At 29.7% G+C, this 12,326-nt stretch carries 11 protein-coding genes and 1 riboswitch; of the genes, 7 read left to right on the top strand and 4 right to left on the bottom strand.

The features are described from left to right. Positions 1-48: 48 nt before the first annotated feature. The 6 genes from CJ192_RS01540 (at position 49) to thiC (ending at position 7,896) form a co-directional block, all read left to right on the top strand. Complete coding sequence (locus CJ192_RS01540; RefSeq protein ID WP_102197508.1) at positions 49-1,461, top strand: alanine/glycine:cation symporter family protein; 1,413 nt, start codon at positions 49-51, stop codon at positions 1,459-1,461. Between the two features lie 71 nt (positions 1,462-1,532). Next, positions 1,533-1,702: riboswitch (Lysine riboswitch) on the top strand. A 93-nt stretch (positions 1,703-1,795) separates the two neighbouring features. Continuing rightward, complete coding sequence (locus CJ192_RS01545; protein WP_102197509.1) at positions 1,796-3,388, top strand: Na+/H+ antiporter NhaC family protein; 1,593 nt, start codon at positions 1,796-1,798, stop codon at positions 3,386-3,388. A 196-nt stretch (positions 3,389-3,584) separates the two neighbouring features. Then, positions 3,585-4,997, top strand: a complete 1,413-nt coding sequence (locus CJ192_RS01550; RefSeq protein WP_004816438.1) for an alanine/glycine:cation symporter family protein — start codon at positions 3,585-3,587, stop codon at positions 4,995-4,997. 99 nt (positions 4,998-5,096) lie between these two features. Beyond that, complete coding sequence (locus tag CJ192_RS01555) at positions 5,097-6,053, top strand: L-lactate dehydrogenase (RefSeq protein ID WP_102197510.1); 957 nt, start codon at positions 5,097-5,099, stop codon at positions 6,051-6,053. Continuing rightward, complete coding sequence (locus CJ192_RS01560; RefSeq protein WP_037376690.1) at positions 6,046-6,378, top strand: hypothetical protein; 333 nt, start codon at positions 6,046-6,048, stop codon at positions 6,376-6,378. The genes CJ192_RS01555 and CJ192_RS01560 overlap by 8 nt, the downstream gene beginning before the upstream one ends. Positions 6,379-6,600: 222 nt before the next feature. Next, positions 6,601-7,896, top strand: a complete 1,296-nt coding sequence (gene thiC, locus CJ192_RS01565) for a phosphomethylpyrimidine synthase ThiC (protein WP_004816423.1) — start codon at positions 6,601-6,603, stop codon at positions 7,894-7,896. A 37-nt stretch (positions 7,897-7,933) separates the two neighbouring features. On the opposite strand, the gene CJ192_RS01570 is transcribed toward thiC, so the two are convergent. From CJ192_RS01570 to CJ192_RS01580, 3 genes are all read right to left on the bottom strand, one after another. Then, positions 7,934-8,599 carry a YjjG family noncanonical pyrimidine nucleotidase gene (locus CJ192_RS01570; protein WP_102197511.1) on the bottom strand — a complete coding sequence of 222 codons (666 nt, stop codon included), beginning with the start codon at positions 8,597-8,599 and terminating at the stop codon, positions 7,934-7,936. Positions 8,600-8,834: 235 nt separating this feature from the next. Beyond that, positions 8,835-10,718 (bottom strand): heavy metal translocating P-type ATPase, encoded by a 1,884-nt coding sequence (locus CJ192_RS01575; RefSeq protein WP_102197512.1) that lies wholly within the window; start codon positions 10,716-10,718, stop codon positions 8,835-8,837. A gap of 8 nt (positions 10,719-10,726) precedes the next feature. Beyond that, positions 10,727-10,945: a cation transporter gene (locus CJ192_RS01580; RefSeq protein WP_102197513.1), complete on the bottom strand. Its 219-nt coding sequence runs from the start codon at positions 10,943-10,945 to the stop codon at positions 10,727-10,729. A gap of 144 nt (positions 10,946-11,089) precedes the next feature. Between CJ192_RS01580 and CJ192_RS01585 the strand changes: the two genes are divergently transcribed. Further along, positions 11,090-11,425 carry an ArsR/SmtB family transcription factor gene (locus CJ192_RS01585; protein ID WP_004816618.1) on the top strand — a complete coding sequence of 112 codons (336 nt, stop codon included), beginning with the start codon at positions 11,090-11,092 and terminating at the stop codon, positions 11,423-11,425. A 34-nt stretch (positions 11,426-11,459) separates the two neighbouring features. Here the strand turns inward: CJ192_RS01585 and ypfJ are convergent, their stop codons facing one another. After that, a complete protein-coding gene (gene ypfJ, locus CJ192_RS01590; protein ID WP_102197514.1) occupies positions 11,460-12,317 on the bottom strand; it encodes a KPN_02809 family neutral zinc metallopeptidase in 858 nt (285 codons plus the stop codon). Positions 12,318-12,326 lie beyond the last annotated feature (9 nt).

Below are 12,326 nucleotides of genomic sequence, written 5' to 3' on the forward strand. Positions count from 1 at the left end.
AAACTTTAATACAACTTAGTATTATTGTACTAAATCAAAGGAGAGCTTATGTTAGAAAAAATTAGTGATTTTTTAGGGCCAATTAATGAAGTTTTATATTACCCAATTTTAATAATTTTACTTCTTGCAATAGGAATTTATTTTACTTTTAGAACTAAATTTTTACAAGTTAGGCTATTAAAAGAATCAATAAATGTTGTAATGGAAAAACCTCATGAAGATGGAGCGGTTTCATCCTTTCAAGCTTTGATGGTTTCAACAGCTTCAAGGGTTGGTTCTGGAAATATTGTAGGAATATCTACAGCAATTTGTCTTGGAGGATATGGTTCAGTATTTTGGATGTGGATTGTAGCTATAATTGGCGGAGCAAGTGCTTTTATAGAATCAACCCTTGCCCAAATTTATAAAAAAAGAGATGAGAATAATAAATCATATGGTGGACCAGCATATTATATAGAACAAGGTTTAAAATCTAGAAAGCTTGGTATTATTTTTGCCATAAGTCTAATTTTAACTTATGCAATTGGATTTAATATGCTTGCATCTTTTAACCTACAAACATCTTTTATGACTTACAGTTTTTATGATCCTAAAAGAACTCCTTTTATTATTGGATTAATTCTTGCTACAATTACTGCAATTTGTGTATTTGGTGGAGGAGATAGGATAATAAAATTCACATCAACCATTGTTCCTTTTATGGGAGTAATATATATTTTAGTTGCAATAGTTATGATTATTGTAAATATAAAATATATACCTACAGTTTTCGTAAATATTTTTGAAGATGCTTTTAACTTCAGAGCAATATTTGCGGGACTTGCCTCATCATCAATGATGTATGGTATTAAAAGAGGTTTATATTCAAATGAAGCTGGTATTGGTTCTGCTCCAAATGCAGCTGCAAGTGCTAATATTTCACACCCAGTAAAGCAAGGCTTGGTTCAAATGCTATCAGTATTTATTGATACTCTATTAATTTGTACAGCAACAGCATTTATGTGTTTATCTTCAGGTATAGAACCTAGTGAAGCCCTAAGTGGAGCTCCTTATGTACAAGAAAGTTTATCAACTCTTTTGGGTGGATTTGGAAATTATTTTATTTCATTTTCACTTGCCTTATTTACTTTTACAACCTTAATTGGAAATTTATTTTACGTTGATAGTAACCTATCATACATTCATAAAAAAACTCCATCAAAAACATTTATGTTGGTATTTAGGATATTTGCAGTAGTAGTTATTCTTCTTGGAGCTATGAGTGAGGTAAAAGTTGCTTGGGATATTTCAGATTTATTAATGGGAATAATGGCTTTAATAAACTTACCTTCAATTTTGATATTATCTAAAAAAGCTTTAGATTGTTTAAAAGATTACGAAAAACAAAAGCATGAAGGAAAAAATCCTATTTTTAAAGCAAAAGATATAGGTATAAAGGAAAATCTTGATTATTGGTCTTAATAAAAAATATTTAAAAAATATATAATTTGACAAAAAACCACAGTAATGTTAGAATTTTCATTGCAACTGAAAAGCGTGATAGAGGTGCAGAGAACATTAGTAAAATATTTTTTTCGGGAATTGGAAATATTTGAAAGGGTGATCTACCGAGGGATTTTAAATCTGCCCGAGATTTAAGGTTACCGGGACGATTGGAAAATATCTGTCGTACTGTCATTTTTAATGGAGAGCTGTCGTGGTTTATGATTATTATATATTTTATATAATTTAATATTTAAGTCATGGCATAAGTCATGGCTTTTTTTTGTAAAAATAATTTGAGAGGAGATTTATAATGAAAGAAAAAAGAAAATTGCCACTTGCTTTGGTGATTTCTTTAATACCCATATTAGTTTCAATATTAATTGTAGGAAGTGGTGTTGAAACATACGCAAGTTTATGGGCCCTACTTCCACCTGTAGTTGCCATAGTAATGGCACTTATTACAAAGGAAGTATATTCTTCACTTTTTCTAGGAATTATTATAGGGGCTATACTTGCATCAAAGAGATCTTTTGCAAAAGTTTTAGATAATATTGTTGTAAAAGGTCTTACTAATTCAATTTCTCAAACTTCAGGGATTTTTATTTTTCTGATAGTTTTAGGAATTATGGTAGTTTTGATAAATCATTCTGGAGGATCAAAGGCCTTTGGTGAGTGGGCAGATAAAAGGATAAAATCTAGAAAGGGATCACAACTTGCAACTTATTGCTTGTGCTTGATGCTTTTTATTGATGATTATTTTAATTGCTTAACTTCAGGATCTGTGATGAAACCAATTACAGATTCTCATAAAATTTCTAGAGCAAAGCTTGCCTATCTAATAGATGCAACTGCTGCACCAATTTGTATGATAGCACCAATTTCTTCATGGGCAGCTGCAGTTTCAGGCTATGCCCAAGGGACTGGTCTTTCTGGTATAGAATTATTTATTAGGGCTATCCCTTATAATTTTTATTCACTTTTGACTTTGTTTTTTGTTGTTTCTCTTATTTTGTTTGGAAATGATTATGGTCCAATGAAAGAATTTGAAGATAAGGCGATTAAACATGGAGATTTGGGAAATATTGCAAAGGCAAAGGTAAGTGCAGAGGATGGTCATCCTGATGGAAAAGTTAGGGACTTGGTCTTACCAATTTTGGTTCTAATAATAAGTTCTGTAGTTTGTCTTATTCATGTAGGTGGTTTTTTTGATAAGTCTAGTGAATTTTATATGGATTTCGTAAATTCTTTTGCCAATACAGACTCAACAGTAGCTCTTCCTATGGGGGCGATTGTAACTTTAATCATTACAATTATTTATTTTGTAGGACGAGGAGTAATTTCTTTTGAAAAATCAATGGAGGCAATACCTGAAGGTTTTCAATCAATGGTTCCTGCTATTTTGATTTTAACAATGGCGACTAGTCTTAAAAATATTTCAAATGACCTATTAGGTTCAACAGAATTTGTTGGAAATTTTATGAAAAATGCAGCTAGTGGTCTAAATACATTTTTGCCAGCAGTTATTTTCGTTGTGGCAATCTTATTAGCCTTTGCTACAGGTACAAGTTGGGGAACATTTGGAATTTTAATTCCTATAGTAGCATCTATGTTTAAGCCAACTGATCCAATATTTTTTATCGGAATTTCAGCCTGTCTTTCGGGAGCTGTTTGTGGTGATCATATCTCACCAATTTCTGATACAACCATAATGTCATCAGCAGGAGCAGGTTGTGTTCATGTTGATCATGTAAGAACCCAACTTCCATATGGAATTACAGTTGCAGTTATTTCAACTTTTTCATTTATAATTGCAGGATTAACTAAGTCTGCTCTTATATCATTAATTTTTGGAATAATTGTGATTTTCATATTTATGATAATATTAAAAAATAAAAATAAATAAAAAAAAGAAAGCATGTGTTTATCTTTAAATATTTAAAAGAAAACATTTTGCTTTCTTTTTTTTATTCTTATATTCTAATGATAAAAAATTAACTAAAAAATTTTACTTTTTTAAAAACACGAGTATAATTAATATTTGTCATTTAAAAAGTAATATAAAGACACAAAAATACACATTTGTAAGAAAGAGAGGATTTATGTTTTTATTAGATAACATAATTAATATTGCTGATTTTCTATGGAGCAATATAATAGGTTATGTTTTATTGGGGGTAGGACTTTTTTACACTATAAGATTAGGTTTTCCTCAAATAAGATATGCGAAAGACATCAAAGATGTTTTAAAAAAGAATTTAAAAAGTGATGATAATGTATCAGGTTTCGGTGCCTTGGCAGCAGCTGTTGGTGGACAAGTTGGAACAGGATCTCTTGTAGGAGTAGCTTCAGCTATAGTTGCAGGTGGACCAGGAGCTATTTTTTGGATGTGGGTTACTTCAATTTTAGGAATGGTAATTACATTTGCAGAGACAGTTTTAGGACAAGTTTATAGGGTTAAATTATCTGATGGAACCTATAGGGGAGGTCCAGCTTATTATATTAGAAATGGTCTAGGTAAAAAAGTTTTAGGTGTAATCACCGCATTTTTATATATAATTGGAGTTGGACTTTGTATAGCTTTTATGCAAACTAATTCTATTGCAAAGGGATTCCAAGGAGTTATAGAATTCAATCCAATTATAGTTGGAGTTATTGTAACAATACTTGCAGGAATAATAACAATTGGTGGAGTAAAAAGACTTACCAAGGTTACTGGATATTTAGTACCAATAATGGCTCTATTTTATGTATTTGTAGTTTTTGTTATTATAATTACAAATATAACAAAACTTCCTTCAGTAATAGCTTTAATTTTTAAATCTGCTTTCAGTGCTCAGGCAGCAGTAGGTGGAATTATTGGTCATAGTATAATGGATGCCTTTAGAAATGGAGTTGCAAGAGGGTTATTCTCTAATGATGCGGGAAATGGTATTGCTGGTATTATGCACTCATCAGCTGATGTTGACCATCCTGCTGAACAAGGATTTTTAGGAATGTTTGGTACTTTTGTAACAACATGTATAATTTGTTCATTAACAGCTTTTGCAATTTTACTTACAGGAGTTTTGGGAAATGGATCTGATGGAATAAATCTTGTTCAAGATGCCTTTTCTGCTCAAATTGGTTATGTAGGAAGATGGGTTGTAGCCTTATCTATGGCATTTTTTGGATTTACAACTTTAATTGCGGATCTTTTTTATGGAGAAGCAAATATTATTCATATCTTCAAAGATAAATTTAAAATTCCTCTTTGGATTTATAGAATTTTTGCAGCTGTTATGTTTATAGTATCAACAAAAATGTCCCTTGATGTAGTTTGGGGATTGATAGACGTATTTGTTGGTATATTAGTATTTATAAATGTAATAACTCTAATGTTTTTATTTAAATCTGTAAAAGTTGTACTTGATGATTACGAAAATCAAAAACAAAAAGGGAAAAAACCTGTGTGGGATAAAACAAATAATTCTCTCTATACAGACCAAGGTGAATATAATAATTTTGATATATAAGATAAAACTGTTGCAAAATTTTGCGACAGTTTTTATTTGAAAAATTTAAAAATTTTACAAAATAAAAGTATAATATAATTAAATATTTAGGAGGTATTTATGAATAAGTTAGGTAGAAATGTTGTTTTAATTGGTAGTGGATTTGTAGGATCATCTTATGCTTATGCCTTGGTAAATTCAGGACTTGCAACTAAGCTTTCAATTATTGATATTGATGAAGATAAGTCAATAGCTGATGTAAATGATTTGATGGATGCAAGTTGTAAAACTGAATGTCCTACTTTGGTTAAGGAAGGATCTTATGAAGATTGTAAAGATGCAGATTTAGTTGTTTTATGCTATGGAAATAGCCAAAAAAATCTTACAAATAGGCTTGATGATATAAAAATTGCAACAAGAATGGTTCTTGATACGATTCCAAAAGTTATGGAAAATGGATATGACGGTATTATTTTACTTGCTACAAATCCTGTTGACGTAATTTCTAAAGTTGTTCAAGAAGTTTCTGGTCTTGATCATAATAAAATTGTAGGAAGTGGGACAAATTTAGATACTGCTAGATTTATCCAATACTTGGCTCAGGAAGTTTCTTGTAATCCAAAAGATGTTGAAGCTTATGTTTTGGGAGAGCATGGAAATTCTTCAGTTGCCCTTTGGTCAAATGCAAGAATAAAAGGAATTTCTATTGATAAGTTTTTAAAAAATGTTGGGGATGAAGAAAAATTCAAAGAAGATGTTCTTGAAAAAATAAGAGATAAGGCTTTTAAGATTATTAAGGGCAAGGGTGCAACTCATTTTGGGATTGCAAATTGCTTGGTTGATTTTACAAGGGCAATTTTACTTGATGAAAAAAGAATTATAATGGCTTCAGCTTATCTTGATGGAGAGTATAATAATAAGGGTCTTTATACAGGAGTTCCTACAGTTATTGGAGCAAATGGATGTGAAAAAATCTTAGAGATGGATATATCAAAAAAAGAACAAGAAATGTTTGATAATTCATGTAAGGCTCTTGAGGAAAATTATAAATTAGCTCAAGAGGTTTTGGGTGAATAAGTTATATTATAAGTATTTTCTTTATGGCATTTGTGATGTAATTATTTGTTTTTTTCTTTACAAGACTATAAATATATACGCTGGACTTTTAGGCTTATTTTTATCTAATATGTCAAAGGCGATTTATGAAAAATCTTTTTATAAGACTATAGACAAGTTTAAAAATTTAGCAAAAAATTCTAATTTGAGTTTTGAACAATTATCAGATGTTTGTGAAATGGATGAATATGATATAAAAATTCTTATTGGAAATGAAAATAAGGGTTTTAAAGCAGAAAATATTAAAAAAGCTATTAAGAATTTAGAAAATTATTTAAATAAATAGATAGGGTCATATTATTATGGCTCTATTTTTTTATAAAAATTTAAGCTTTATTTTACTTAATTTCTTTTTTCTACTATAATGATATATGTAAATTAATGATCTATGGGAGCTATGTGCTGAGAGGAAGTTCGACTTCGACCATCAAACCGGACAGGATAATGCCTGCAAGGGATGAAGCATATTTATTCTCCTATAAGTAATTTTAGGAGGTTTTTTTAATTTATGAAATATAAGACACAAATGGAAGCTGCAAAACATGGTTTTGTAACAGAAGAAATGAAGATAGTTGCAAAAAAGGAAAATGTTAGTGAAGAATTTCTTTTAGAAAAAATTGCCAAGGGTGAAATTGTAATTCCTAGAAATAAAAATCACAACTCTATTTCTCCAGAAGGAATCGGAACTGGATTAAAGACAAAAATTAATGTAAATTTGGGAATTTCAAAAGACTTAAATGATCTTGATCTTGAAATGCAAAAAGTTGATATGGCACTTAAAATGGGTGCTGAATCAATTATGGACTTATCAAATTATGGTAAGACTCAAGAATTTAGAAAGAGATTAATTGAAAAATCTACAGCCATGATTGGAACCGTTCCTATGTATGATGCTGTTGGATTTTTGGATAAGGGATTAAGCTTTATAAAAGCTCATGAATTTTTGGATGTAGTAAGAAATCATGCTGAAAATGGAGTTGACTTTGTTACAATTCACTGTGGAATTAACAGGGCAAATGCAGAAATTTTCATGAGAAATAGAAGGGTAAATGAAATTGTATCTCGTGGTGGATCACTTTTATTTGGTTGGATGAAAATGAATGATAAGGAAAATCCATTCTATGAATATTATGATGAACTCTTAGATATTTTAAGAGAGTATGATGTTACCTTATCACTTGGAGATTCTTTAAGACCAGGTGGAATTCACGATGCAACAGATCCTGCGCAAATTGCAGAATTAATTACCCTTGGAGAGCTTACAAAAAGAGCGTGGGAGAAAGATGTTCAAGTAATTATTGAAGGACCAGGACATGTTCCAATAAATGATATTGAGATGAACATGAAACTTGAAAAGAAATTGTGCCACAATGCACCATTTTATGTTTTGGGACCTTTGGTTTGTGATATTGCACCAGGTTATGATCACATTACAAGTGCAATAGGTGGGGCGATTGCAGCAAGTCACGGAGCAGATTTCCTTTGTTATGTAACTCCAGCTGAACATTTGAAACTTCCAGATGTAGATGATGTAAAAGAGGGAATTATTGCAGCAAAAATTGCAGCTCATGCAGGTGATATCGCTAAATTAAAAGATGCAAGAAAATGGGATCTTGAAATGAGTAAGAGAAGACAAAAACTTGATTGGGAAGGAATGTTTGAACTTGCAATTGATCCTGAAAAATGTAGAAAATACAGGGCATCTTCAAATCCAGAAGAGGAGAATACATGTACCATGTGTGGGGCAATGTGCTCAGCTAGAAATATGAATTTGATACTTGAAGGAAAAGATATTAAATTATAAAATTAAAAAAGTGCTAGATCTCTAGCACTTTTTTGTCTTATAAAATTTTTTTAATTTCAGATAAATTTTTAACCTTATAATTATATATTTTATTTTCAGTATCTTTTTCGCTAAACCAAATGGATTTTATTTGAGCGTTTTTTGCTCCTACTATATCAGATTTTAAACTATCACCTATCATAATTACTTCATTTTTATTAAAATCTATTTGATCTATTATTTTTTCAAAAAATTTTCCATCAGGTTTTTCATAACCAAGTGTATCTGATACAAATATTCCATCAAAAAAATTATATAAATTTGCTTTTTTTAGCCTACTAACTTGCCTTTTATAGACGCTATTACTGGCTGCATATAGTTTATATTTATTGTTTAAATAGGACAGTAAATCTTCAATGCCATCAACAAGAATAGCTTGATGTGATAGGTTTTCACTAAAAGTCTCAGTAAAAAAGTTATTATCTTCACCTAATCCTAAATATTCAATCATCATAGCTGATCTTTTTTTAAAAAGATTTTTTATACTAATTTTTCCTAACTTTTGATCTCTCCATAGATCAGAGTTTATTTGTTCAAAATAAGAAAAATATTCATCCTTATATGTAAGATTAAAATCTTTTATAGTATTAATAAATGCTTTTTCGGAAGATTTTTGAAAATCTAGAATTGTGTCATCTATATCTATTAAAATTGCTTTTATCATATTGATATTTTAAAATCCTTTCTTTTACAATAAAAAAACAGTATATTAAAGCATAGCTATAGCGTATATTGGATTTGAAATTTCACCAAAGTATTGCTATGAGACTAATCTGAAAATAATTGTTTATATAAATTATTTCCTTGATATAATCTAGTAAAGTATAAATCTTAAAAAAACTAATGTCAAATTTTATAAAAGCTCTTGCAAATAATATCTGCAAGAGCTTTTTAAATATTTATTTTATATACATACATCTCATTGCGTTTAAAACTGCAATAAAGGTTACACCAACATCTGCAAAAATTGCAGCCCACATTGATGCAAAACCCAGAGCACCAAGAACTAGGACTATAATTTTCACACCAATAGAAAAATAAATATTTTCTTTTACAATTTTCAAACATTTTTTGGAAATTTTTATTGCTGTAGAAATTTTTAATGGGTCATCATCCATTAATATAACATCAGCAGCTTCAATTGCTGCATCAGATCCCATAGCTCCCATAGCAATTCCAACATCAGCTCTTGTAAGAGATGGAGCATCATTTATTCCATCTCCTACAAAGGCTATTCTTTTATTTTTGTTAGAATTATTATTTAAAATTTCTTCTAATTTTTCTACCTTATCTTGAGGTAAAAGTTCACTATAATAATCGTCAAGACCTAAAATATTTGAAACATTTTGACCAACATCATTACTATCACCTGTAAGCATTATAGTCTTACTAATATGATTATCTTTTAAACTTTTAATAGCTTTTTTAGAATTTTCTTTTATAGTATCAGAAATCACTATATGACCTTGATAGGTATTATTTATAGCAACATGGATAATTGTTCCACTTTTTTGGCATTTTTTCCATTCTATATCAAACTTATCCATCATTTTTGAATTTCCAACATAAACTAAATCGCCATTAACTTTTGCGCTAATTCCACAACCAGCAACTTCTTTTATATCATCAACCTTACAAGCATCATTTTCGTCTTTATAAGCTCTTCTTAAGGATTCAGCTATAGGATGGGTTGAGTATCTTTCTACATGGCTTGCTATATGCAAAAGCTCATTTTCTGACAAGGTTTCTGGATGGATAGCTGTAACTTCGAAAGTTCCTTTTGTTAATGTTCCAGTTTTATCAAAAATAACTTGGTCTACATTTGATAAGACCTCCATAAAATTTGATCCCTTAATTAAAACACCATTTCTACTAGCTGAACCAATTCCAGCAAAAAATGAAAGGGGAACAGAAATTACTAGGGCACATGGACAAGATATTATTAAAAATATTAGAGCCCTATAAATCCAAGTTGAAAAATTTCCACTATTTCCCATTAAAATAGAAATAAGAGGAGGTAAAATTGCAAGAGCTAAGGCAAGGTATACAACAATAGGTGTATAAATTCTTGCAAATTTTGTTATAAAATTTTCTGATTTGGATTTTCTTTCAGATGCATCTTCTATCAATTCCAAAACTTTTGTTACTGTTGACTCACCAAATTCCTTTGTAGTTTTAACCCTAATCAAACCATTTAGGTTAATAGATCCAGAATAAATCATTGATCCTTTTTCCACATCTTTAGGAATAGATTCACCTGTTAAGGCTTTAGTATCAATAGAAGATCTTCCATCAATAACTTCTCCATCCAAAGGAACTTTTTCTCCAGGTTTTATAACAATTATAGATCCAATTTCTACTTCATCAGGATCTACTTCAATAATTTTTCCATTTTCATCTTCCAAATTTGCATAATCAGGAGCTATATCCATTAAATCTGCTATAGATTTTCTGCTCTTTCCTACAGCATAAGATTGGAAAAATTCTCCAATTTGATAAAAAAGCATAACAGCAACTGCTTCAACATAGTCTCCACTTTTACTATAAATACCAAGAATTATTGCCCCAATAGTTGCAATTGACATTAGAAGTGATTCGTCAAAAGCTTGTTTATTTTTAATTCCATTAAAAGCATTAAGTAAAACTTCATATCCTACCAATAGGTAAGAAATCATATATAGTACGAAGTCAATATACTTATTAAAATTAATAAAATGTAAAATAATTAAAAGTAGGGCAGAAAGAAAAATCTTGGTTAATGATTTTTTTTGCTTATTATTCATAACCTTACCTAAAAATATATCTCACAATCTTTTTCAATTTTTCTACAATTTTTCAAGACATTTTCCATTACTTCTTTCTCATCAACGCCATCTTCAAAATTTACCTTCATTTTTAACATCATAAAATTAATTTTACAATCTTTAACTCCAGGAGTATTTTTTGCTTCTATTTCCATTTTGTTAGCACATGATGGGCAGTCTACTTCAATTTTGTAAGATTTTCTCATAATTTTCTCCTTTTAATTTCGATTAAACATATATTTAATTGTTTCTAAAATCATAATACAATAATTTAAATAAAAAGTCAACAATTAAGCATATATTTAATTGAATTAAAAATTTTGTGGTAAAGTATAGGAAAGGAGAGAAAAATGAAACTACCACATAAACATTACCAAGACGATGACAAAATTGATTTTTTAATAGAAGAAAATAAGGCTTTAGATATTTCTAAGGCTTTTAAGCACCTAGGAGATCCAAAAAGACTTCAAATTTTTTGGCTTTTGTGTCACAGAAAAGAGTGTGTCATTAATATTGCAGCTATTATGGATATGTCATCTCCAGCTGTAAGCCATCATCTAAAAATTTTAAAAATGGCAGGACTTATTAAATCAAATAGGGAAGGAAAAGAAATGTTTTATGAGGCAGATGAAAATAATTTAAGTGAGTTTTTATTTAATGTAATTTTAAAAGGGAAAAGTTTATAAAAAAATAGGTGCAAATATTTTTTGCACCTATTTTTTATATATTTATTTTTATTTCATAATCAAGATTTTTGAAAAATTCCATAGAATGTTCTATGTCATGATACTTATATCCCATATCAAAGGCATTTTTTCGATCCCTACTTGATCCGTGAGTAAATTTATCTGGATTTATATTAGACCCTGACATCTTTTGAATTTTATCATCACCAATCGATGATGCTGCCTTCATAGCTTCTTCAATATCACCTTTTTCTAAATATCCTTTTTCTTTAGAATAGTAAGCATACACTCCTGCAAAATAATCAGCCTGTAACTCTTGGGCAACAGAATATTTATTGTATTCTTTTTCAGATAATTGCTTTTGTAGTTTTTGGGTTTGATTTAAAATTCCTAATTCATTTTGAACATGGTGACCTACTTCATGGGATAAAACATAGGCGAAAGCAAAATCACCACCAGCTCCAAAGGTATTTTTTAATTCATCATAAAAAGAAACATCTATATAAACTGCCTGATCAAGTGGACAATAAAAAGGCCCCATTCCAGATTGAGCTATACCACAGGCAGATTTTGTTGATCCTGTATACAGGGTCATTTGTGGTTCATTATAAGTTAAATTATACTCAGAAAATTTTTCATGCCACATATCTTCAGTATCAGCAAGAACAACTGATAAAAAATCCTCAAGCTCTCTTTGTCCTTCAGAAATATTTTCTTCATATTGGCTATTTTGTCTTTGATCAATATTTCTATCGTTAATAACCGATGGGTCAGCTCCTAAAAAATAAAAAACCAACATTAAAACTAATCCACCAATTCCTCCACCAAAAACAAGGGGTGTGCTAGAAGCTCTATTTACGTTTGAACTTTTTCGTCTATTTCTCCATTTCATTTTAACCTC

This window comes from Anaerococcus hydrogenalis (assembly GCF_002871895.1).
GTDB classification, from domain to species: domain Bacteria; phylum Bacillota; class Clostridia; order Tissierellales; family Peptoniphilaceae; genus Anaerococcus; species Anaerococcus hydrogenalis.

Coding starts and splice junctions, on each gene's coding strand:
- CJ192_RS01545 (WP_102197509.1), top strand. CDS start 1,796: ATGAAAGAAAAAAGAAAATTGCCACTTGCTTTGGTGATTTCTTTAATA.
- ypfJ (WP_102197514.1), bottom strand. CDS start 12,317: ATGAAATGGAGAAATAGACGAAAAAGTTCAAACGTAAATAGAGCTTCT.
- CJ192_RS01540 (WP_102197508.1), top strand. CDS start 49: ATGTTAGAAAAAATTAGTGATTTTTTAGGGCCAATTAATGAAGTTTTA.
- CJ192_RS01570 (WP_102197511.1), bottom strand. CDS start 8,599: ATGATAAAAGCAATTTTAATAGATATAGATGACACAATTCTAGATTTT.
- CJ192_RS01585 (WP_004816618.1), top strand. CDS start 11,090: ATGAAACTACCACATAAACATTACCAAGACGATGACAAAATTGATTTT.
- CJ192_RS01575 (WP_102197512.1), bottom strand. CDS start 10,718: ATGAATAATAAGCAAAAAAAATCATTAACCAAGATTTTTCTTTCTGCC.
- thiC (WP_004816423.1), top strand. CDS start 6,601: ATGAAATATAAGACACAAATGGAAGCTGCAAAACATGGTTTTGTAACA.
- CJ192_RS01580 (WP_102197513.1), bottom strand. CDS start 10,945: ATGAGAAAATCTTACAAAATTGAAGTAGACTGCCCATCATGTGCTAAC.
- CJ192_RS01555 (WP_102197510.1), top strand. CDS start 5,097: ATGAATAAGTTAGGTAGAAATGTTGTTTTAATTGGTAGTGGATTTGTA.
- CJ192_RS01550 (WP_004816438.1), top strand. CDS start 3,585: ATGTTTTTATTAGATAACATAATTAATATTGCTGATTTTCTATGGAGC.